The organism is Nocardiopsis rhodophaea (assembly GCF_039530945.1).
Lineage (GTDB): Bacteria > Actinomycetota > Actinomycetes > Streptosporangiales > Streptosporangiaceae > Nocardiopsis_C > Nocardiopsis_C rhodophaea.
The window spans coordinates 20,344-41,013 of the sequence record NZ_BAAAPC010000008.1; the positions used below are offsets into that span (position 1 = coordinate 20,344).

Genomic DNA, 20,670 nt, shown 5'->3' on the forward strand with positions numbered 1-20,670 from the left:
GGCCCGGCGTTCGTGTTGCCCTGTCCGGCTCGTGAACGGGCATCCGGTCGGCCCGGCTCGTTCGCCGGTCCGCCGCTCAGCCCCGGGGCGATGCGCGCGGCCTGTGACCATCTCCTAATCTCGAAGGTGTGTTCCGGGTTCTCTTCTCATCGCGCATGCTGGCGTTCCACGCGCTGGTGCTGCTGATCGTGCCGTCGTTCATCTGGTTGGGCTTCTGGCAGCTCGGCAGGTGGGAGGAGAAGCAGGCGGCAGCGGACCTGCAGCAGGCCAACATTGAGTCGACCCCGGTCCCCGTCGAGAAGCTGACCGAGGTCGGCACGGACGTCGACCGCGACGACCGGTGGAAGCCCGTCGAAGCTACCGGCACGTACGACGCGGAACACGAGCTCCTGGTGCGCAACCGCGACGGCTCACGGGGCGTCGGCCTCTATGTCCTCACCCCGCTGGTGACCGATGCCGGCCCCGCCCTCCTGGTGAACCGCGGCTGGGTGCCGATGCCGGCCACCGCCACCTCACAGCCCGATGTTCCGCCCCCGCCCACGGGGGAGGTCACCGTCACCGGCAGGATCCAGTACAGCGAGACCCCTCAAAACACGGGCATCCGCGAGCGCGGGGGCCTCCCCGAAGGGCAGATCATGATCATCGACGTCGATAAGATCGCCGCCGACCTGCCCTACCCCGTCTACGGCGGCTTTGCCGAACTCACCGACCAGGACCCCCCATCCGACCCGGCCCCGGAACGCGTCGCCGCTCCCGAAACCAACATGGGGATGAACCTGTCCTACGCGGTGCAGTGGTGGGTCTTCACCGTCGTCGCCATCGTCGGCTGGATCTTCCTCATGCGCCGCGAACTTCGCGACGCCCGGGCCGCCGAACAGGATCCGTCGGCTGACGAAGCGTCGGTGCGCCCGACGCGCGGGTCCGATGCGCACGACGGAACGGCGGAAAACCCGTCGGACATGCCCGTGCGCACCGAATCGGGGAGCTGAGCGAAGTTGGGTGAGAGGCCGCTTACTCCCGCGGACCGATCCCCGCGCCGTCGGTGACGCTGCGGTGTTCACCCTCCTTCGGCGCGCAGACTGGCCTGAACCGGACGTCGGCGCAGGTAAACCCCCTCGGATGGGAGCGGAACGGCGCTGCGTGGCAGGCCGCGTCGGCTGCGAGGATGTGGGCATGACCGATCACTTGGACGCAGTCGACCCATCCCCGAGCGCCCGCGTAGCGCGGCGGGCGGCGGACGCCGACGAGAGTGCTCGGGCCAGCCGCGTGTGGTGGGAGGACGCGGCCGACGATTACCAGGCCGAGCATGGGGGATTCCTCGGCGACGCCGCGTTCGTCTGGGGTCCGGAGGGCCTCGACGAGGCGCGGGCCCGGTTGCTCGGAGAACCGGATGAGCTGCGCGGAGCCCGCGTCCTCGAAGTCGGCTGCGGCGCCGCCCAGTGTGCGCGGTGGCTACGGACCCAGGGGGTGGGCGAGGTCATCGGGATCGATGTGTCCTACCGTCAGCTGCAGCACGCGCGGCGGATCGACGAGCAGACCGGCACGGGGGTGGCCGTGGCGCAGGCCGACGCGCAGCGTCTTCCGTTCGCGGACGGCTGCTTCGACGCGGTCTGCTCCGCCTACGGCGGTTTCCCGTTCGTCCCTGATGCCGTGGCCGCGCTGACCGAGTGCGCGCGGGTGCTGCGTCCGGGGGGCCGACTGGTGTTCTCGGTCAGCCACCCGATCCGCTGGTGCTTTCCCGACGACCCCACCGATGTCGGCCTGGTCGCCCGCGACTCCTACTTCGACCGGCGGGCCTACGTCGAAGAGGACGAGGCGGGCCGCGCCGTCTACGTCGAGCATCACCACACCCTCGGAGACTGGGTGCGCTCCATCGCCGCCGCCGGGCTGCACCTGCGCGACCTTGTCGAACCCGAGTGGCCCGAGGGCAACGAGCAGACCTGGGGCGGCTGGAGCCCCCTGCGCGGCCGTATCATCCCCGGCACCGCCATCTTCGTCGCCGACAGGCCGCCGATGCCGTAGCCGGATCGGCGGGAGTCGGGCGGTCGATGGCGCGGGGCCGGAGAAAAAGGATCACAGCACGGGATCACAGCACGGAATCAGAAGTTGATCATGTGCCCGGCGAGGCCGTGCACCGCTTCCTTCACCGCCTCGCTGAGCGACGGGTGAGCATGGATGTTGCGGGCGACCTCGTGGACAGTGAGGTCCCACTGCTGGGCCAGTGTCAGCTCGGGGAGCAGCTCGGTGACCTCGGGTCCGATCATGTGGGCTCCGATGATCTCCCCGTACGCGCCGTCCGAGAGGATCTTGACGAAGCCGCGCGTTTCGCCGAGCCCGTGCGCCTTGCCGTTGGCCGTGAACGGGAACTTCGCGACCTGCACATCGAACCCGGCCTCGCGCGCCTCGGCCTCGGTGTAGCCGAAGGAGGCGATCTGCGGCTGGCAGTAGGTGGCGCGCGGGACCATCCGGTAGTCGATCTCCATCGTCTCGGCGTCGGCGATGGTCTCGACGGCGACGATGCCCATGGCTTCGGCGGTGTGGGCGAGCATCAGCTTGGCCGTGACGTCGCCGATGGCGAAGATGTGCGGCACGCTGGTGCGCCCCCGGGAGTCGATGTCGATGGCTCCCCGCTCGGTGACCTTCACCCCGGTCGTGTCCAGCCCGTAGCCCTCGATGTTCGGCGCGAAGCCGATGGCCTGGAGGAGCTTGTCGGCCTCCAGCGTGCGGCGGCTCCCGTCGGACGTTGTGATCTCCGCGCGGACCTTCTCCCCGGTGTCCTCGACGGACTCCACCCGGGTGGAGGTCAAGACCTCCACACCGAGCCGCTTGTACTGCCGGGCCAGCTCGGCGGAGACATCGGCGTCCTCGGTTGGCGCCACTCGGTCGAGGAATTCGACCATGGTCACTTCGACACCGTAGTTGCGCAGTACGTAGGCGAACTCGATCCCGATCGCCCCGGCGCCGGCGACGATGATGCTTTCCGGAAGCTCCTCGGCGAGAATCTGCTCCTCGTAAGTGACGACCCGCTCGGACAGTGATGTGCCGGGAAGCAGCCTGGCGGAGGCCCCGGTGGCGATGACGGCGTGGTCGAAGGTGATGGTGGTCGTCTCGCCGTTCTCCGAGCTCACGCTGAGGGTGTGGTCGTTGGTGAACGTCCCGCGCCCGGTGAACTCGGTGATCGCGTTCTTCTTCATCAGGTAGTGGACGCCCTTGACCCGGCCGTCGGCCGCTGTCCTGCTGCGCTGGTAGGCCTTGGCGTAGTCGAAGCGAACGCTCCCCTCGACCTCGATCCCGAAGGTGGCGGCCTCGTTGGCGAACAGGTGGGCGAGTTCGGCGTTGCGCAGCAGCGCCTTGGACGGGATGCAGCCCACGTTGAGGCAGACGCCGCCCCAGTACTTCTCCTCGACGATCGCGACTTCCATACCCAGCTGCGACGCCCGGATCGCGGCCACGTAGCCCCCGGGGCCCGCGCCCAGAACAACCAGATCGAAATGCTGTCCCATCAGGGGACCTCCTTGGATGTGGACTGTGTCGGTGGGTTGTGCTTGGTGGTGGGCACTGCCGGTGCGAGCGTTGGCTTCGGGCCGGACGGGCCGGATCTGCTCACGACCGTAACGCGGGTGAGGCGACACGGCTGTCTACGACCGGTCCCTCGGCGGGTTTTCTCCGGGGAGGGGCGTCCCGCGGGATCCAGCAGGACGGTTCACGTCGCGTTTTGTGCTCGCTCCCGCTCCAGCTCCTCGGGAAGTGCGGCCAGGATCGACGGAATCAAGCCGGGAAAGCGTGCCTCCAGATCGTCGTAGCGCAGTCGGACCCACCTCCTGCGGCCGTCGAGCCGGGTCGAGGTCACGCCCGCTTCGCGGAGGAGCCGGAAGTGGTGCGACAGCGTCGACTTGTGGACGCCTACGCTCCACTCCTCCACCGCGCAGCGGCGCTCGGAGTCGAGCTCGTGGTCCTCGGACAGGTGGGCGAGGAGCCGCAGGCGCACTGGCTCGGCGAGGACGTTCAGGACGGTGGAGAGCCGGAGCTCACTGCGGTCTGGCTGGGGCAGCACGGACATGCGCGCGGCACCTCCTCCGGGCTAGTGTTTGACAACTTTCAAACAATGTTTCCGTACGTTCGGTTTGATGTCAATCAAACAACGCGGAGCTCGGGAATGGCCGCGCCCGCCGCCCCCATCCGGGGCTCCCGCGAACGCCGCGGATGAGCGTTACCGCTCACGGCCCCCACACCGGCCCAGCGAAGTGCGGAAACCGGGAATCTTTCGCGTTTCTGGGCGGATGTGCCGGAGGATAGCCCCGGTACATCTCCCTCAAGGATCGGAGTTCTGCTCATATGGCGCGGGCACTTCACAGGCGGCGAGCGCTGGGGGCCGTCGCGCTGCTGGCCGCGGGCAGCGTTCTGCTCGGCGGATGCAGCATCATCGGCGATGTCTCCTCCTGGTTCGGGGGCGGCTCCGGGCCGCCGAAGGTCGAGGAGAACTTTCCCTACACCAAGGAAGGGCGCATCTTCCAGGACACGGGGCAGGACGCGCGGATGCGCTTCTCGATCACCGGCTTGGAGCGCACGCCCGACTACACGGTCATGTACTACGAGGTGGAGTACATCGACGACATTCGGGGCGGCAACCGCAACCTCGCCATGCCCAACACCCTCGTCGACCCGATCACCGGCCGGGTGTACCGCGAGTACCTGGATGAGGAGGGCCTGAAATACGGCTCGGTCAGCCCCGGCCCCAAGGGCCTGTATCCCGTGTTCGACGGGGTCGCAAACTCCTACCGGCGCTACTTTCCGCCCATCCCCGAGGAGGTCAAGCAGGTGACCTTCGTCGGTAGCGGCCTGGGGGCGATGACCGGGATCCCGATCCAGGACGTGGACCAGGAGCGGCCCGACCCGGAGAACCCCAACGGTCAGGACCACCTCTCCCCCTCCAACCCGCCGCCGTCCGGAGAGAAGCTCACCTTCGAGAACCGGCGGCCGGACGACGATGCCGTCGCCGACCAGGGCGCGGTGGAGAGCTTCGTCGACTCCGAGATCGCCTCGACCACGCGCGATGGCGACAAGGAGACCATCGCGCTCCACTCCGACGTCATGTTCGAGTTCGACAAGTCAAATCTCACCGACGAGGCCGAGGAGGTCGTGCGCCAGGCCGCCGCCTCTCTGGCCAACAACGTCGACCCCGACGACCGGGAGATCACCGTCATCGGTCACACCGACGGCATCGGCAGCCACGACTACAACGACAAGCTCTCCCTGCGGCGCGCCGAGACCGTGCGCGAGCTGCTGCGGGAGGAGATCGGAGGCGGGGACACCTTTACCTACGCGGTGGAGGGGCGCGGCAAGAGGGAGCCGATCGCGCGCGAAGGCGGGCCCGACGACGAGCAGGCGCGGGCGCGCAACCGCCGGGTGGAGTTCTCCTACAAGGTCGACGTGTCCGCCGACCCCGCGGAGGACGAGAACGATGACGGCGGCCTGGGCGTCGCGGAGCGCAGCGTCGGCTGGCCCGCGCCGTTCACCGACGACAACGGCTCGGTCGCCGCGACCGCGGAGAAGGACGGGGTGAAGCTGGACGTCTACCCGCTGCGCCGGGACGGCGCCTACCTGATCGGGACGGTGGAGCTGACCAACACCACGCGCGAGCCGGTCTCGCCGGATATGGGCGGGGCGGACGCGCTGCAGGCGGGGGGCCCGGAGAAGTTCAGCAAGGGGACCCTGGGCGGGTTCCAGCTGGTGGACCCCGAGGCCAAGTTGGTGCGCTACGTCGCGCAGATGGACTTCGGCGACGACAAGTACAGCGGGTTCGCCGAGGACGTGCACGAGCTGCAGCCGGGCAAGCCCTATGAGCTCGTCGCGGTGTTCCCGGCTCCGCCGGAGGGCGTCGCGGAGCTGACCCTGCGGGCCGGCCCCTTCGGGGAGCTCCCGGAGATCCCGATCGAGCAGCGGTAGCCCGGGGCGCGCCCCCGTTCATCCCTCCGCGTTCTGTCGCGCCCGGTACGTCACACGGAACGGGTTCTCCGCTCGGGACGCCGCGTCGGAGCGGGGAACCCGTTGTTGGTTCGGCGGCCGGAGGCCGTTGGCGGCTTCGCCTGTCGTCCCGTTCTCTTACCGCCGCGCCTTCTCGGCGGCCGCGAGGACGACCCGCTCCAGGTCCTCCTTGGTGGCGTCGGAGAACATGGCGCTGGCCGACACGTGGAAGTCGCCGGGCAGGGAGAGATAGAGGTGCTTGGCGGAGCCCTCGGCGGTGGAGATGTACTTCAGCTCGCCGCCGAGCTCCACGGTCGTGTCGGTCCGGTAGGTCTCGGTGTCGACGGGCACGTCGACCTCCCAGTTCATCTCCTCCTGGCCGCCGGGCACCGGGATGATCTGGGCCCGATTGCTGGGGTCGGTGTCGACCGTGAAGGTGAGGATGATCGACGGGGTGCCCGCCGCGTCCGCCCCGTCCTCGACCCCGCCGGGAGCGCTGCCCGGGTCACCGGCCTCGCCCCCGGACCAGGAGCACGCCACCTCCTCGGCGCCGGACGCGCCCTCGACCTCCCCGACGGTCTCGTCGGCGGTGCTGCCCCGCGGCACCAGGTCCCCGACGAGCTCGGCGGCGCCGATGCCCTCGCAGGATTCGGGCAGGGAAAAGGCGGGCCCGGCCTGCTGGGCCGAGGCGCTTGGGGACGGCGACGGCGAGGCCTCCGCGCCCAGCCCCTCCCACAGGTTGCCGTCAGTCGGGATGACGTCGCAGCCGACGAGGACGGCGCCGCCCACGACGACCGCGCCGAGAGCCACGACAGAGCAGGACACGGGGGAGGAGGGAACGAGTCGCATGGAAAAGGCCTTCGGGGTCGGGGACACAGGGGCACAGAAACGGCCATGCGCCACGGGGGAAGCGCACCGGCGCGGACGACACACGGAACCGTAGCAAGAGGGGGGATTCCGGCGACGGGGATCGGTTCCGCACCGGTGCACCTGGCGCCGACGATGACGGGGCGGTCCAGGGGAGGCCCAGCCGCCGAGCACCGGTTGCCTCACCCGTGCGCCTCCTTGGTGCGCCGCTCGGTCGCCGCGCGCAGGGCGCCGAGATCCGTCCCGGCGTCCGTGAGGACGCGCACGGCGGTCCCCTCCTCGACGTACAGCGTCCCCAGCAGCACGTGTCCCGCGGTGATGGTCTTGTGCCCGAAGTGGATCGCGTAGCGGAGGGAGAGTTCCAGGGCCCTCTTCGCGTTCTCGGAGAAGGGAGTGTGCGCGATCGGCAGGACGCCGCCCCGGCGGCGCGGTGCGTTACCGGCGGCGGTCCGCCGTACCGCTTCGCGCAGCTCGTCGAGGGGCGGAGCGTGATCGCGGAGCGCCCGTCCCCCGGCGCCGCCGTCTTCGGCCATGAGGGCCAGGAGCAGATGCCCGGTACCGATGCTGCGGTGCTCCAGGTCCTGTGCCTCCGATTGGGCGCCCACCGTGACCCGGCGGGCTTCGTTGGTAAATCGCTCGAACATGGTGCAGGCACCCCGCTTCGCGTTTGTCACAGCGGCAGTGGGTGGTTTTCCCCAGCCGTGTTGTCAATCTATGTTGACAACATCAGGGTGTCAACCTTTATTGACGGCGCTGGAGTGTCCGGGGGTGTGACGCGGGGTGCGGGCCCCGAAACGACGCAACCCCCGCCGCGCGGCAGGGGCGCGACAGGGGCGGTGAAGAAGGGGAAGGGCGGGCGGGTCACCCTTTCGCGGGTTTGCGCAGGTGGTGGATCCACGCCGGGGGGATATTGGGCAGTATCCGCTGGGACTCGACGCCGTAGCGGTTCACCCACTCCTCCACGACCCAGCTGGACCGGACCTGGCGTAGGTAGTCATGGCGCGACGCGACGATCGCCTTGATCTCCTTCGTGTAGAGGTAGCCGAAGAAGGACAGGTGGCCCCCGGGGCGCAGCACGGTCAGGTAGTAGTCGAAGATCTCCCGCACCTCCTCCGCCGTGAAGTTGGCGAAGGGGAGGCCGGAGACGATGACGTCGTACTCCCGGTCTGTTCCCAGGTCGGTGACGAGGGTCTGGTGGACCGTCGTCTGCTCGGCGACCCGGCCCAGGGTCGGGTCGGTGTCCAGCAGGCCCCGGAGATAGGTGGCGAACTCCGGGTTGGACTCCACGAGATCGAGGGTGTCGCCGGGCCGCATGGCGGCGGCGATGGCACGGGACACAGGGCCGGTCCCCGAGCCCGCCTCCATGATGCGCAGCGAAGCCGTCGGGTCCTCGCGCTCGGCAACGAATCTGGTCAGATGGTTCGCGAGCACCGGCCCACTGGGGAAAACCGCACCGGTCGCCCGGAAAGTGCGGAATGCCTCTCGAAAAAACAGACCAGTGTCGCGCAGGCGGGCATCAAGGCTGAACGGCTCGGAGAAGCTCTGGGTCGGTGCCATGACCCTACGCTAGCGTCCTCTGTCTAAGCTCCCTGTTAATCGGGGGGCCGCCGAGGTGCGCAGCTATCATGCAACGCCTTGATTATGCCTGTTCGTCCGTTTTTTGTATGGGTCTTGTGTTTTTCCACAAAGGCCCGCAACACAGGCCAGCAACAGGGGCCTTCAAAGCGTCGACTAACGCGATAATGGACTGACGCAATCACCCGTTGCCCCCTGTCTCATAGGGCAACCTGTCGGTAACATGGCGCCGTATGAGCGGATCGCGCAGTCCCCGAACGGCACTCGTCACCGGCGCGTCAACCGGGATCGGCGAGGAGTACGCCCGCAAACTCGCCGAACGCGGATACGCACTCGTCCTCGTCGCCCGCCGGGCCGAGGCCATCGAGCGGCTCGCCGCCGATCTGAGTGAGCGCCACGGGGTCGACGCGCGGGTGCTCCCGGCCGACCTGACCGACGACGCCGACCTGGCCGCGGTGGAGGAGCGCCTCCGTGCCGATGGCACCGGCGACGACGCCCCGATCGACCTGCTGGTCAACAACGCGGGCCGCGGCGAGGGCGGGACGTTCGCCACGATGGACCCCTCCGCCATCGACTCCATGGTCGACCTTAACGTCCGCGCGGTCCTCCGCCTGGCGCGCGCGGTGCTGCCGGCCCAAATCGCCCGCCGCGAGGCGGGCGAGCACGGCGCGCCGCTCGGCGTGATCAACGTGGCGTCGATCGCCGGCGAGCTGACGGTCAACCCGCACGGATCGGTCTACGGTGGCAGCAAGAAGTTCGTCACGCTGTGGAGCGAGAGCGTCGCCCTGGAGGTCGCCAAGCACGGCGTGCATGTGACGGCCGTGCTGCCCGGCTACGTGCGCACGGATATGACCCGCGCGGTACAAGAGAAGGGGTTGCCCGACATCGCGTGGGTCCCCAAGGAGCGCATCGTCCGCGACTCCCTGCGCGCCTGGGCCAGCGGGCGCACGAAGGTCGTCCCCGGCGCCCAGTACAAGGCCGCCGACAATCTGCTCCGCGTCGTGCCGCGCAGCGTGTTCAAGTCGCTGGCCCGCAGGTTCGGCTGACGGGGATTAAGAGATAAGGTTCGCCTCCGCGTCCCCTGGCTTCGCTTCTCCGCCGCCGATCCGCCGGGTCGGGTCACCAAGCGGGCCGCGATGCGCCTACCCTGGGAGAGCACGTCGTCTAGCGAAGAGTGATCATGAAGACCTTCGAAGAGCTGTTCGCCGAGCTGTCCGAGAAGGCCGAGACCCGACCCGAGGGGTCGGGCACGGTGGCCCAACTCGACGCCGGCGTGCACGCCATCGGCAAGAAGGTCGTCGAGGAGGCCGCGGAGGTCTGGATGGCCGCCGAGTACGAGTCCGACGAGGCCGCCGCCGAAGAGATCTCGCAACTCCTCTACCACCTCCAGGTCCTGATGCTGGCCCGCGGCCTGCGCCTGGAGGACGTCTACAAGCATCTGTAGGTCGATCCTGGACCTGCGACACCTCGCCCCGGGATCGACCGCGCAGTCGACGTCCACACCGACATGCTTGAGCCGATGAGTAGGGGAAGCACCTCCAATGACGGACTACCTCCGTATCGCCGTGCCCAATAAGGGCCAGCTCTCCGAGCCCGCCAGCGCCATGCTCCGCGAGGCCGGATACCGCCAGCGCAAGGACTCGCGCGACCTCGTCCTGGTCGACCCCGACAACGAGACCGAGTTCTTCTTCCTCCGCCCCAAGGACATCGCCGTCTACGTCGGCGAGGGGATCCTGCAGGCCGGTATTACCGGGCGTGACATGACGCTCGACTCCCAGGCACCCGTCGACGAGGTCCTGCCGCTGGGCTTCGGCGGGTCCACGTTCCGCTTCGCAGCGCGCGACGGCGCGTCCATGAAGCTGGAGGACCTGCACGGCAAGCGGATCGCGACGTCGTTCGACGGTCTGCTCCGCTCCTACCTGGCCGAACGCGAGATCGATGCCCGGGTCATCCACCTCGACGGTGCCGTGGAGAGCTCCATCCAGCTGGGCGTGGCTGATGCCGTGGCCGACGTCGTGTCCACCGGAACGACGCTCCGCCAGGCCGGGCTGGAGATTTTCGGCGACCCGATCCTGCAGTCCGAGGCCGTCCTGATCCGGCAGCGCGACGCCGACGACGACCCCAAGATCGAGCAGCTGCTGCGCCGCCTGCGGGGGGTCCTCGTCGCCCGCGACTACGTGATGATGGACTACGACGTGCACGCCGAGCGTCTGGACGACGCCGTCGCGCTCACCCCCGGGATGGAGGGGCCGACTGTCTCGCCGCTGCACCGCGAGGGCTGGGTCGCGGTGCGCGCCATGGTCCCGCGTCGTGACGCCCAGCGGATTATGGACGACCTGTGGGGAATCGGCGCCCGCGCCATCCTCGTCACCGACATCTACGCCTGCCGCCTGTAGCGTCCCGCACATCACCGAACCGCCCTCGACGCCCGGCCCCACACGCCGCGGGGCCGCCCTGTTGGAGCCGCCCCGATGTCCACCCACGGCCTGCGACCCGACCCCGAGCCCGAGGTCATCGCGCGCGCCATGGGGGAGACCGGCGGCGACCTGGTGCTGCGTCGGGTCGGGGCCGAATTCGAAATCTTCAGCAACGGCGTCGCGCTCATGGACACCCGGGACGGCGCGTCCGAGCGGCGGATGGTGCGGGCCGCCTTGGACGCGCTGCCCGGCGAGCCCGCCGCGGCACGCGTGCTGATCGGCGGCCTCGGCATGGGGTTCTCCGCGCGCGAGGCCCTGGACGATCCCCGCGTCGGCCACGTCCGGGTCATCGAACTGGAGCCGCTGGTCATCGCGTGGCACAGTGGCCCGCTCGCCGAGGTCGCGGGGGACCTGCCGGCCGATCCGCGGTGTGAGCTGACCCGCGCGGACATCGTCACCTGGCTGCGGGACGCCGCCGACCGGGCGTCGGCCGGCGGCGCGCGAACCGGCTACGACGTCATCTGTCTGGACACCGACAACGGCCCGGACTGGACTGTCGTGGAGGGCAACGGGCAGCTGTACGAGCCCGCCGCACTCGGCTGGCTGGAGCGCCTGCTGCTCCCCGGCGGCGTGGTCGCCTTCTGGAGCGCGATGCGGGCGCCCGCTTTCGCGGCGTTGCTGGAACAACGTTTCGGCGGCATCGAGACGATCGAGGTCCCGGCGCGTCGGGGCGAACCTGATGTCGTCTACCTCGCGCGACGATCGGCCGCCTGATTCGGGCTCCCTATTGCCAGAGCGCTCTTGTCGGAGCGTGACTGCCGGAACCACCGCGGCCGGAACGCGACCGGCGGCGCGGCCTGCCCCCGTTCTCGCTTCTGCGTCTGCCAAGCGCATGTTTGATAATGCGCAGAACGGGCGGGTACCTCCCACTGGGAAAACGTCAATCGGAGGGGTCCCCGACGGGACCTACAGGGATGAGGCCCAGATGGATGCGGAGCAGGCGGGCACAGAGCGCACCGACGTGGAGCGCGCGAATACCGAGCACAACGGTCGTCGCTACGTCGGCAAGGCGGCCGTGCTCACAGGCGCGGCCTCGGGAATCGGCCGGGCGACGGCGTTGCGGCTGTCGGCTGAGGGGGCAGGGCTGCTCGTCGTCGATCGCGACGAAGACGGGCTGGAGGAGACCGTGCGGCTGGCCGAGAAGAGCAACGGGCCACAGGGGCCGCGTCTGGTCCCGGTGGTCGCGGACGTGGGCGATGAGCGGGAGGCGAGAGCGGCGGTGGCCACGGCCGCCGAGCGGTTCGGCCGGATCGATCTGCTGGTCAACGTCGCCGGGATGCTCAGCGTGACGCCGCTGGCCCAGCTCGGCGTCGACGAGTGGCGCCGTCTGCTCGACGTCAACGCCCTCGGCACGATGCTGTTCTGCCGGGAAGCCCTGCCGCACCTCATCGAAAGCAGGGGAGTAGTGATCAACACCGCGTCGACCTCGGCGACCCACGCCCACCCCCTGATGACCGCCTACGCGGCCTCGAAGGGAGCGGTGCTCGCGTTCACCCTGAGCCTGGCCGCCGAGGTGGCGCCGCACGGCGTGCGGGCTGTCGCGATCTCCCCCGGCGGCGTGATGACGCCGATGACGCGGTCGACGCTGTTCCCCGAGGGGTCTGAGCCTGTCTCCTCCTACTACCGCCGGATCGTTCCGCAGACGGGGACGCTCGGGGCGCCGGAACAGATCGCCGGGACCGTCGCCTTCGCGGGATCCGCGGACGCCGGCTTCATGACCGGCGTCGAACTGCGTGTCGACGGCGGATCGCACAATTAAGCGGCTCTTCGCCCGAACGGGAAAACCGAGGCAATAGGACCGAGGCAACAGGGCCGAGGCAGCAGGGCCGAGGCGGTCGCGCCCGTCACCGTGGACCACACGCGGGGACCGCCCCCTATGCGGGGTGCGGTCCCCTCCATGGCCCCGCACCGTGCGGCGGAGGCCCGGCGCCGGTCACTCGGCGGAGGCGCGGCCGTCGGCCTGCTGCTTCTCGATCTCCTTGCGGACCTCGTCCATGTCGAGTTCGCGGCACTGCTTGATGAGGTCGTCCAAAGCGTCCTTGGGAAGTGCACCGGGCTGGTTGAAGATCACGGTCTTGTCCCGCACGACCATCAGCGTGGGGATCGACTGGATGTCGAAGCCGGCGGCCAGTTCCTGCTGGGACTCGGTGTCCACCTTGGCGAAGAGCAGGTCGGGGTTCTCCTCGGACGCCTGGTCGAAGATCGGGGCAAAGGTCTTGCACGGGCCGCACCACGAGGCCCAGAAGTCGATCAGGACGAACTCGTTATCCGTCAGGGTCTCGTTGAAGTTGTCCTTGGTGAGCTCGATGGTGGCCACGAAGTCTCCTGAGTCGTTGATGCTGTGTCTATCGGTTGGTCCCTCGTAGAGCGGTCGTGCCCACTGATTTGTTCCGCATGCGTGCCGCGGATGTGCGGACCTGGGAATCGTCACGCTCGGTTTTCCCTACAAAACACCTGGTGAATACCGAGTTGGGAGGAAAAGCCCATCGTGGCTAGTGTCGACTGATATGAGGATGAATCGTCTCGGTGTGCGGGGGGGGAACGGCGTGGGCATAGGCAGGCCGTCGTTGTTCCGGCGCCGTGACGCGGCGGAGGGCGAGGAGCCCGACTACCGGTTCACCCTGGCCAACGAACGCACCTTCCTCGCCTGGATCCGCACGTCGCTCGCGCTGGTGGCCGGAGCGGTCGCCGTGCTGCACCTCGTCCCGTTGGACTGGCGTGCGGAGCTCAAGCTGGTGGTCGGCCTGGCTCTCACCGCGCTCGCGGTCATCATCACCATCTACGCGCCCGTGCGCTGGGTGCGGGTGCAGCGCGCCATGCGTCTCGGCCAACCGCTTCCGATGAGTGCTCTGCCGGTGATCACCACGATCGGCATCGCGATCGTCTGCGTAGCGGTCCTGCTCGGCAACTACTGGCGGTGAGCCCGATGGGCAGGTCGGAACCGAGGAAAGCGCGGATCCGGGCCGCCGCCGAGGACAGGCCCGTCACCGAGGACAGAGCCGACACCGAAAGCAGGGCCGCGGAGGGAGCCGACCGGGGAACCCCGGACCGGTCGGCGGACCGGGACGCTGGGCTGCAGCCGGAGCGGACGTTCCTCGCCTGGCAGCGCACGCTGATCGTCATCTTCGTTGTCGCCTTGCTCTATTTGCGCGATCCCTTCCAGAGCGGCGAGGCGGGGCCGGGGAGCGGGCCCGACCCCATCTACCGGTTGGTGGCCGTGTTGGTTGTGGCCGTCGCGGTGGGGGTCCTCATGGCGCATCTGCGTCGGCGCTGGCACGCGACTGACCACGGTCTGCATGATGACGCCACGGGGACCCCGCCCGCACCGCTTGCCGCGCCGTGGGCGATCTACCTGCTGAGCGGGTCAGCGGCGGCGGTCGCCATCGTGGTCGCGGTGAGCGCCCTCCTCGGATTCGGATCGGGCGAATCGGGATCGTGATGGGGATCTTGGTCGGGATTCTGCGTGGTGGGGCGCACTCAGTGGGGACGGTGGGGGTGATGGCCCCGGTGGGCCGGACGGACGGGATCCGGCCCGGAGGGAGGTCAGACCGCCGCGGCCTGGGGCGCGGAATCCTCGTCCCTCGTGTACTCGATGATCGACGTGATGATGTCGTTCAGGTCGCGCTGTGGCGCGTAGTCGATAAGGCGGTTGGCCAGGCTGGTGTCGGGCATGCGGCGCTGCATGTCCTCGTAGCCCTTCCCGTAGGCGTCCGCGTAGGAGATGTAGGAGATCTCGCTGGAGGAGCCGGTGAGTTCGATAACGCGGTCGGCCAGTCCCTTGATCGAGACTTCCTCCTGTCCCCCCAGATTGACGGCTTTGTTGTACGCGGCGGGGGTGTCCATGAGCCGGACGACGGCGGGAATGATGTCGAACACCGAGCCGAAGCAGCGGCGCTGGGTGCCTTCGCCGTAGACGGTGATGGGTTCGTTGTTCAGTGCCTGGGAGACGAACCGGGGGACGACCATGCCGTAGCGCCCGGTCTGGCGGGGGCCGACGATGTTGAAGAACCGCGTGATGACGCAGGGGATGCCGGACTGCTCGCCGTAGATGTGGGCGACGAGTTCGTCGAGGCCCTTGGCGGCGGCGTACGACCACCGGCTCTTCAGAGGTGACCCCAGGATACGGTCGGCGTCCTCGGTGAGGCCGTCGGCGTCGTTCTTGCCGTAGACCTCGCTGGTCGAGGCGACCATGAAGCGGGCGCCGTGCGAGACCGCGGCGTCGACCACGTTCTCGGTGCCGTGGAGGTTGGTGTGGAGAGACCGCAGCGGGTTGTCCACAATCGTGTGGACGCCGACCGCCGCGGCGAGATGGAAGACGGTATCGCTTCCCGCGATCACGTCGTGGACCAGACTCTGGTCCAGGATCGACCCCTTGACCAGTTCGAACGATGGGTTCTGGGCAACCTGTTCGAGATTGGACTCCGATCCGGTGGACAAATCGTCCAGCACGGTGACCTCATGCCCATGGGCGATCAGGTAATCGCAGAGATGAGAACCGATAAACCCGGCACCGCCGGTCACTACAGCCTTCAACGTAGCCTCCCCCTCCAAGGGTGCGGTTGTACATAGCTGATTCGGTTTGCGTGCGGTGAACTGGTAAGGGAGACACGGGGGTTTCGACGCTCAGGCAAGCCAGCGCAGGGCGTGATAGCCCTCGGCCAGTGCGACTCCGCTCTGCATTCCGCGCAGGGCGGCCAGACTCCGGAGCGTGAGCTCCGACCGGGTGTGCGGATGGTCGTGGACCTGGGTGCCGTACAGGCTCATGCCGGTGATCTTCGCGTCGAGGTCGTGTTCCTGCAGTTCGACAAGGAGGTTGGGTGAGGCGGCCGCCTCGTACCGCCACTGGTCGGCAGCCTCCTCGTAGGCGAGCACCAGATTGGGGTGGTGTCGCTGGACATTATTGGACGGGCGCAGGGCCGTGTGGACGGCCTCCGCGGTGACTTGGTGGTCCTGGTTGTAACTGGTCCGATGCGGGGCGAGCACCATCGTCGGTTTAAGGTTCGCTATGGACAGCGGGCTCTGGCGCTCGATCGCGTTGCACAGCTCGAAACGGGGTACCTGGTCGAGCTTGAGGTGGTACTCATCGCCGGGGAAGGCGACGTGCCAGTCGTCCCAGCGGAAGTAGTCGGCGACCTCCTTGATCTCGGCGTACCGCTCGTGGGCGGTGGAGAAGCCTTTGGGGGACAGGTCGGCGGTGTCGCCCACGGTGAGGAACTGGATGAAGATTTGGGCACCGGCAGCCTTGGCTTTGTGCATCAGCCCGCCGCAGCCGAGCGTCTCGTCGTCGGGGTGGGGGGCGAAGATGAGGATGCGCTGCTCGGACCAGTTGATCGTCATGCCATGTCCTTCGGAGACGGGGGATTATTCAGGCAGTACGGCAGTAGGCACGGTGCGGATCACTCCACCTGGTCATAGAAGACGTCTACGCAGGTGTGATGGTTGGCATACCGCGTCGAACCGGTCAGCTCCCGGTTGTTGGGGCGCGTGCCGCGCGGAGCAGCCCGAGGCCGTCGGGGCCGACGTTGAACAGCAGGTCCAGAGCGGCCATGCGGGGCAGGAACTCGCCCTTGCCACGGGCGGGCTGCGGATACTCCGGATGCTGGAAGTTCTGCCACTCGACCTCGATCCCGTACTTCTGGAAGAGGCCCTGGTCGACGTAGTCGCGGGCGCCGTCGCCGGAGAGCATCACGTCGGCGCCGACCTTCGCGCAGATCTGTGCCAGCAGCTCGGACTTCTGACCGGGAAAGTCGCCGAGCTCGCTCGCGAGGACGATCGGCGTGGTGATCCCGAAGCTGGTCAGGAGGAAGCGGGTGGAGGCCATCGACAGATCGATGAGGCGCTCCCACTCGGTGTCGTAGAGGCGCAGGAAGTCCTGGCCGAACGGGTCGAAAAACGGGGCTCCGCGGTAGCAGTGCTCCGCCAGTGTGCGGCGGTGTTTCTCCCGCCACTTCTGATCGTTGTTGATCAGTTTGTCCATGATGCGTTCGTCACGGTTCCCCTGGAATACCGGGACGGAGAGCAGTACTGGGCCGCTCTTCGAGGCGACGTAGTTGCGATTCTGCCAACCTCGGCGCTCGTACTGAACGTGATCGAGTACGACAAACAGGTCACATCGATCGATTTTGTCGATGAGGCCCAGCCAGGGCAAGTAATGCGGCTGGTGCATGGCGACGCGCACTGCGGTTCCTCTCCGAGGCGGGGAATACACGCGCCATGGGCGCGTGCCGGCGATGGTCGGGGTCGGTCCGGGGTGAGGATCCGCCGCTGTCCTCTGTGGATCGAACGTCGGGGGGCAGGTCGTTGAACAAAGTTGAAATACGAAGAAACTACGTATACGGGATGAGTGGATCCCATCCCCACTCGGTATTGCATCAACACGACTCACTGACCGCAAGTCCATGCATACGATTTGTGTGGCCTACATAGGTCGCGGAAGTCGGTGAACTTCCTGCTTATGGGAAACGTCATCCTAATGCTGGCTTTGTCGGTTGCCGTCAGTCCGAAACTGTCCCCCCTGGAGGGTTACCGGTGCGTACCGCCCGTTTCATAGGGAGTTGGGTCGCGGGGCTCCTCGCCCTCACGCTCGCCGTGACGCTGTTCGTCACCTGGCTGCGGTTCGTCTTATCTTCAGGCACGGCCGGCCCCACGCCGCTCTTCCTGTGGATGGCCCTCGGCGTGAACCTCTTCGTGTGGACCGTCATCGGCGGCGTCCGCCTAGGTGATGATGGCGTGCGCGCGCTCCTCGCGAGGAGGACCGTACCCGAGCGGCGGGGTGCGCATGCCACCGGCCCCGGTGGTGGACGAGCGCCCAGTGATGAGCGCGCGTTGGTCCGCCAGAACGCGGTGAAGGACGTCGGCGGCAGCGGCTCCGCGGTCGGCACGGTCACCGTAACCGGTGGGGGCGGCGCCGGCGGCGGATCGGCGACGGGCACCGGGACCGCGGCCGAGGGGGCGACCGGGACCGACCAGATCGCCCTCGCGGTCATCATCCCGGCCCACAACGAGGAACCGGTGATCGACGGGGCCATCAAGTCGGCCCTGCGGCTGTTCAACCGCTGGGACATCTATGTGGTGTCCGACAGCTCGAAGGACGCCACGGCCGATATCGCGGCCGAAACCGGCGTCAACGTCCTGGAGCTGCTCACCAACCGCGGCAAGGCGGGGGCGATTGAAGCGGTGATCCAGGAATTCGACCTAACCGAAAACTACGACGGTGTGGTCATCCTCGACGCCGACACCGCGCTTGACGAGAAGTACGTGTCAGGGGCGCGCAAGCAGCTCAGCGACCCGTCGGTCGCCGCCGTGGCGGGTTTCGTGGTCGCGGAGTGGAAGCCGAAGGAGCGCACCCTGATCGGTCGGCTCATTTCGGCCTACCGGGACCGGCTCTACTGGCTCCTCCAGTATCTGCTCCGCTTCGGCCAGACGTGGCGGCACACCAGCTGCACCTTCATCGTCCCCGGATTCGCCAGCGTGTACCGGAGCTCGGTGCTCAAGCAGCTCGACATCAACCCCAAGGGCCTGGTCATCGAGGACTTCAACATGACGTTCGAGGTGCACCACCGGCGCCTGGGCCGGATCTCGATGAACCCCAACACCAAGGCCTACTGCCAGGACCCCTTCACCATCCGCGACTACGTCAAGCAGGTGCGGCGCTGGACGCTGGGTTTCTGGCAGACGGTGCGGCGGCACGGGGTGTGGCCGAGCCTGTTCTGGTTCGCGCTGCTCTTCTACATCCTGGAGGTGCTGTTCGTCGCGGTCATGCTGATCATCATGGCCGGGCTCGCGCTCTTCACGCTGCTGCCGGAGGTCACCGGTGACGCGGTGCTCTCGCTCGGGTTCTACGCGACGGGATACGACGCGGTGACGGCGGTGCTGCCGCTGACAGCGATCGCGGTCGGGCTGTTCGTCCCGGACTACGTCCTCACCTGCGTCATGGCCACGATCCGGCGCAGGCCCAGCTACCTCATCTACGGACTGTTCTTCCTGCCGATGCGCCTCGTCGACTCCTACCTGACGCTGCGCACCATCCCGCAGGCCTGGACCGCCACATCCGACGGCCGGTGGAGCAGCCCCACCCGGGAGTCCGGCTCGCTGTAGCCCGAGAGCGCCCGAACCCACCGTCCGCGGGTCGACGCCCCTCACCCGCCGCCTGAACCGCTGACCCTCGTAACCCCCGCCGGCCTCCACCCGCATCCCCTGTCAGCCCGCCCGCCACCAGCCACCCCGCCAACCACCAGCCAATACGACGCCATCCTCTTCGCCCGCCCCGAACGCTGACCGCTCTCAGCAGCACTTAGGCTCGAAGGACAAGAGGTTCTCCGGGGGTGGCCACATCGCGCCACCCCCGCACCCATGCCGTTCGACCGATCGTCCCGAGGTGCCACCAGTGGATAAGAAGCGTCTGCCGTTCACGCTGTACCGCGTGTTGGCCTATGTGACGGGTGTCCTCCTCCTGCTGCTGACATTCGTCGCCATGCCGGCCAAGTACCTGGTCGGTGAGGCCGCACGGTTCTCGCTGGTGGCGGCCCCGGCCGGGATGGAGCAGTGGTTCGGCGACGACACCGTGCTGATGAAGCTGGTGGCGCTCCCGCACGGCTACATCTACATGCTCTACGTGCTCGTCGTGGTATGGCTCGCCATGGACCGCCGGTGGAGCGCGGGCCGCACGGTCGGCGTCGCCCTGGCCGGAACGATCCCGTTCCTGGGGCTCATCCTGGAGCACCGACTGGCCAAGGCGGAGAAGGCCGCGATGGACGCCGAGGCGGCGTCGCCCGGTCAGGAAGCGGCCGCAGCCGACCGCTGAGCGTCGGACTCCTCGTCCCCAACGCGATCCTCGGGAGCTTCGCCGCCCGGGCGGCCGCTCCCGTTCTCGCGGCGCATCAGCGAGATCCAGAACACGATAGCGGCGATGCCGAAGATCACCCACTGGGCGGCGTAGCTGAGGCTCCGCCAGTTCCAGATGATCTCCGTGGGCGGACTCGGAGGGGGGATCACCTCGGTATGGGGAGCCGAGGCGGCCGCGGGTGGATCCGCGGGGTCCTGCTCGGCCATGGTGAGGTACCCCTCATAGAGCCGGTAGGGCCACTCGTTCACCAGCACGGCCGGTGAGATCCGGTCGATTTGGCCCTTCGGCACCGTCAGCGGAACGTACCCGTCCTCCGCTGTCTGCGGAGGACGGAGCCAGCCGGTCACCGTGACCTTGCCCTCGGGCGGCGCGGGCAGCTCGTCGACCCTGTCGATGTCCTCCGCGCGGATCCAGCCGCGATTCACCGCGACCGCGACACCGTCGCCCGTGACCAGTGGGAAGACGACGTAGTATCCTTCGTCCCCGTCGGGCGACAACGCGGGCGCTAACCGCCGCGCGTCGGCGTCGTAGGTACCGGTGGCGGTGACCGCCCGGTTCGCGTCATCGTCCGGCATGTACTCGCCGGGCGTGAGGACGGCCGTCAACCGTGCCGCTTCGTCGAGGTCCTGCAGCGGGTTGGTGATCACTTCCCGCGAGGGCTCCTGCGCTCGGACGTACTGCCAATAGCCCAGGCCAAAGCAGGACACGGCGACGACCACGGCGGCCAGGTGGATGCCGATCCAGCGAGGTTGCAACAGCGGGAAACGCACGTCCCCAGGTTATGTCCGGCACAGCGGGCGGCTGCCATGACCCCCGTTTGACGATCGCCTCGCAGGCTTGGTCCGTTGAAGAGCCACGAGTGGAGATCACTTTAAGTAATTTCCTGTGACTGAGGGTTGTTTAGCCAGGTCGCCGTGGGTAATGTACGTACTAGCGCGAGAG

Annotated in this window: 22 protein-coding genes; 12 read left to right on the forward strand and 10 right to left on the reverse strand. The window is 68.2% G+C overall.

The window, feature by feature from the left end; genetic code table 11:
• Positions 1-128: 128 nt before the first annotated feature.
• Positions 129-989, forward strand: coding sequence for an SURF1 family cytochrome oxidase biogenesis protein (locus ABD259_RS10535; protein ID WP_344106862.1), 861 nt, complete (start codon positions 129-131; stop codon positions 987-989).
• 184 nt (positions 990-1,173) lie between these two features.
• Positions 1,174-2,022 carry a class I SAM-dependent methyltransferase gene (locus ABD259_RS10540; RefSeq protein WP_344161826.1) on the forward strand — a complete coding sequence of 283 codons (849 nt, stop codon included), beginning with the start codon at positions 1,174-1,176 and terminating at the stop codon, positions 2,020-2,022.
• A gap of 77 nt (positions 2,023-2,099) precedes the next feature.
• Here ABD259_RS10540 and lpdA read toward each other — a convergent pair whose 3' ends face one another.
• Together lpdA and ABD259_RS10550 are read right to left on the reverse strand one after the other, a co-directional pair.
• On the reverse strand, positions 2,100-3,503 hold the full coding sequence (gene lpdA / locus ABD259_RS10545) for a dihydrolipoyl dehydrogenase (RefSeq protein ID WP_344161829.1): 1,404 nt from the start codon (positions 3,501-3,503) through the stop codon (positions 2,100-2,102).
• Positions 3,504-3,703: 200 nt separating this feature from the next.
• Positions 3,704-4,060 (reverse strand): ArsR/SmtB family transcription factor, encoded by a 357-nt coding sequence (locus tag ABD259_RS10550; protein ID WP_344161832.1) that lies wholly within the window; start codon positions 4,058-4,060, stop codon positions 3,704-3,706.
• A gap of 275 nt (positions 4,061-4,335) precedes the next feature.
• Here ABD259_RS10550 and ABD259_RS10555 point away from each other — a divergent pair, with 275 nt between their 5' ends.
• Positions 4,336-5,946: an OmpA family protein gene (locus ABD259_RS10555; protein WP_344106866.1), complete on the forward strand. Its 1,611-nt coding sequence runs from the start codon at positions 4,336-4,338 to the stop codon at positions 5,944-5,946.
• Positions 5,947-6,102: 156 nt separating this feature from the next.
• Here ABD259_RS10555 and ABD259_RS10560 read toward each other — a convergent pair whose 3' ends face one another.
• From ABD259_RS10560 to ABD259_RS10570, 3 genes are all read right to left on the reverse strand, one after another.
• Complete coding sequence (locus ABD259_RS10560; RefSeq protein ID WP_344106867.1) at positions 6,103-6,813, reverse strand: hypothetical protein; 711 nt, start codon at positions 6,811-6,813, stop codon at positions 6,103-6,105.
• A 200-nt stretch (positions 6,814-7,013) separates the two neighbouring features.
• Complete coding sequence (locus tag ABD259_RS10565) at positions 7,014-7,475, reverse strand: Clp protease N-terminal domain-containing protein (RefSeq protein WP_344106868.1); 462 nt, start codon at positions 7,473-7,475, stop codon at positions 7,014-7,016.
• A 217-nt stretch (positions 7,476-7,692) separates the two neighbouring features.
• Entirely contained in the window at positions 7,693-8,388 is a 696-nt protein-coding gene (locus ABD259_RS10570; RefSeq protein ID WP_344106870.1) for a class I SAM-dependent methyltransferase, read from the reverse strand.
• A gap of 251 nt (positions 8,389-8,639) precedes the next feature.
• Between ABD259_RS10570 and ABD259_RS10575 the strand changes: the two genes are divergently transcribed.
• From ABD259_RS10575 to ABD259_RS10595, 5 genes are all read left to right on the forward strand, one after another.
• Positions 8,640-9,452, forward strand: coding sequence for an SDR family NAD(P)-dependent oxidoreductase (locus tag ABD259_RS10575; RefSeq protein WP_344106872.1), 813 nt, complete (start codon positions 8,640-8,642; stop codon positions 9,450-9,452).
• A 134-nt stretch (positions 9,453-9,586) separates the two neighbouring features.
• The gene (locus ABD259_RS10580) at positions 9,587-9,850 is read left to right on the forward strand and encodes a phosphoribosyl-ATP diphosphatase (protein WP_026126358.1); all 264 of its coding nucleotides are present in this window, start codon (positions 9,587-9,589) and stop codon (positions 9,848-9,850) included.
• 97 nt (positions 9,851-9,947) lie between these two features.
• Complete coding sequence (gene hisG, locus ABD259_RS10585; protein WP_344106874.1) at positions 9,948-10,802, forward strand: ATP phosphoribosyltransferase; 855 nt, start codon at positions 9,948-9,950, stop codon at positions 10,800-10,802.
• A 75-nt stretch (positions 10,803-10,877) separates the two neighbouring features.
• The gene (locus ABD259_RS10590; protein ID WP_344106876.1) at positions 10,878-11,597 is read left to right on the forward strand and encodes a spermidine synthase family protein; all 720 of its coding nucleotides are present in this window, start codon (positions 10,878-10,880) and stop codon (positions 11,595-11,597) included.
• 211 nt (positions 11,598-11,808) lie between these two features.
• A complete protein-coding gene (locus ABD259_RS10595) occupies positions 11,809-12,642 on the forward strand; it encodes an SDR family NAD(P)-dependent oxidoreductase (protein ID WP_344106878.1) in 834 nt (277 codons plus the stop codon).
• Between the two features lie 174 nt (positions 12,643-12,816).
• Here the strand turns inward: ABD259_RS10595 and trxA are convergent, their stop codons facing one another.
• Positions 12,817-13,200: a thioredoxin gene (gene trxA / locus ABD259_RS10600; RefSeq protein ID WP_344106880.1), complete on the reverse strand. Its 384-nt coding sequence runs from the start codon at positions 13,198-13,200 to the stop codon at positions 12,817-12,819.
• A 235-nt stretch (positions 13,201-13,435) separates the two neighbouring features.
• Here trxA and ABD259_RS10605 point away from each other — a divergent pair, with 235 nt between their 5' ends.
• Complete coding sequence (locus tag ABD259_RS10605; RefSeq protein ID WP_412759448.1) at positions 13,436-13,804, forward strand: YidH family protein; 369 nt, start codon at positions 13,436-13,438, stop codon at positions 13,802-13,804.
• 5 nt (positions 13,805-13,809) lie between these two features.
• A complete protein-coding gene (locus ABD259_RS10610) occupies positions 13,810-14,322 on the forward strand; it encodes a DUF202 domain-containing protein (protein ID WP_344106883.1) in 513 nt (170 codons plus the stop codon).
• Positions 14,323-14,426: 104 nt separating this feature from the next.
• Here the strand turns inward: ABD259_RS10610 and ABD259_RS10615 are convergent, their stop codons facing one another.
• The 3 genes from ABD259_RS10615 to ABD259_RS10625 all read right to left on the reverse strand — a co-directional run bounded on the left by ABD259_RS10615 (position 14,427) and on the right by ABD259_RS10625 (position 17,061).
• On the reverse strand, positions 14,427-15,416 hold the full coding sequence (locus ABD259_RS10615) for an NAD-dependent epimerase/dehydratase family protein (protein WP_344106885.1): 990 nt from the start codon (positions 15,414-15,416) through the stop codon (positions 14,427-14,429).
• A gap of 90 nt (positions 15,417-15,506) precedes the next feature.
• Complete coding sequence (locus ABD259_RS10620; protein WP_344106886.1) at positions 15,507-16,220, reverse strand: PIG-L deacetylase family protein; 714 nt, start codon at positions 16,218-16,220, stop codon at positions 15,507-15,509.
• A gap of 124 nt (positions 16,221-16,344) precedes the next feature.
• Positions 16,345-17,061, reverse strand: a complete 717-nt coding sequence (locus ABD259_RS10625; RefSeq protein ID WP_344106887.1) for a WbqC family protein — start codon at positions 17,059-17,061, stop codon at positions 16,345-16,347.
• A 350-nt stretch (positions 17,062-17,411) separates the two neighbouring features.
• Between ABD259_RS10625 and ABD259_RS10630 the strand changes: the two genes are divergently transcribed.
• Positions 17,412-18,980 (forward strand): glycosyltransferase family 2 protein, encoded by a 1,569-nt coding sequence (locus tag ABD259_RS10630; protein ID WP_344106888.1) that lies wholly within the window; start codon positions 17,412-17,414, stop codon positions 18,978-18,980.
• A gap of 289 nt (positions 18,981-19,269) precedes the next feature.
• Positions 19,270-19,686, forward strand: coding sequence for a DUF3817 domain-containing protein (locus tag ABD259_RS10635; RefSeq protein WP_344106889.1), 417 nt, complete (start codon positions 19,270-19,272; stop codon positions 19,684-19,686).
• Here the strand turns inward: ABD259_RS10635 and ABD259_RS10640 are convergent.
• Positions 19,659-20,498, reverse strand: coding sequence for an SURF1 family protein (locus ABD259_RS10640; RefSeq protein ID WP_344161835.1), 840 nt, complete (start codon positions 20,496-20,498; stop codon positions 19,659-19,661). The genes ABD259_RS10635 and ABD259_RS10640 overlap by 28 nt on opposite strands.
• Positions 20,499-20,670: the final 172 nt, after the last annotated feature.

Bases quoted from the DNA above. Each gene is read 5' to 3' on its own strand.
- ABD259_RS10590 (WP_344106876.1), top strand. From the start codon at position 10,878: ATGTCCACCCACGGCCTGCGACCCGACCCCGAGCCCGAGGTCATCGCG.
- ABD259_RS10580 (WP_026126358.1), top strand. From the start codon at position 9,587: ATGAAGACCTTCGAAGAGCTGTTCGCCGAGCTGTCCGAGAAGGCCGAG.
- lpdA (WP_344161829.1), bottom strand. From the start codon at position 3,503: ATGGGACAGCATTTCGATCTGGTTGTTCTGGGCGCGGGCCCCGGGGGC.
- ABD259_RS10540 (WP_344161826.1), top strand. From the start codon at position 1,174: ATGACCGATCACTTGGACGCAGTCGACCCATCCCCGAGCGCCCGCGTA.
- ABD259_RS10570 (WP_344106870.1), bottom strand. From the start codon at position 8,388: ATGGCACCGACCCAGAGCTTCTCCGAGCCGTTCAGCCTTGATGCCCGC.
- ABD259_RS10560 (WP_344106867.1), bottom strand. From the start codon at position 6,813: ATGCGACTCGTTCCCTCCTCCCCCGTGTCCTGCTCTGTCGTGGCTCTC.
- ABD259_RS10550 (WP_344161832.1), bottom strand. From the start codon at position 4,060: ATGTCCGTGCTGCCCCAGCCAGACCGCAGTGAGCTCCGGCTCTCCACC.
- ABD259_RS10595 (WP_344106878.1), top strand. From the start codon at position 11,809: ATGGATGCGGAGCAGGCGGGCACAGAGCGCACCGACGTGGAGCGCGCG.
- ABD259_RS10610 (WP_344106883.1), top strand. From the start codon at position 13,810: ATGGGCAGGTCGGAACCGAGGAAAGCGCGGATCCGGGCCGCCGCCGAG.
- hisG (WP_344106874.1), top strand. From the start codon at position 9,948: ATGACGGACTACCTCCGTATCGCCGTGCCCAATAAGGGCCAGCTCTCC.
- ABD259_RS10620 (WP_344106886.1), bottom strand. From the start codon at position 16,220: ATGACGATCAACTGGTCCGAGCAGCGCATCCTCATCTTCGCCCCCCAC.
- ABD259_RS10565 (WP_344106868.1), bottom strand. From the start codon at position 7,475: ATGTTCGAGCGATTTACCAACGAAGCCCGCCGGGTCACGGTGGGCGCC.
- ABD259_RS10575 (WP_344106872.1), top strand. From the start codon at position 8,640: ATGAGCGGATCGCGCAGTCCCCGAACGGCACTCGTCACCGGCGCGTCA.
- ABD259_RS10555 (WP_344106866.1), top strand. From the start codon at position 4,336: ATGGCGCGGGCACTTCACAGGCGGCGAGCGCTGGGGGCCGTCGCGCTG.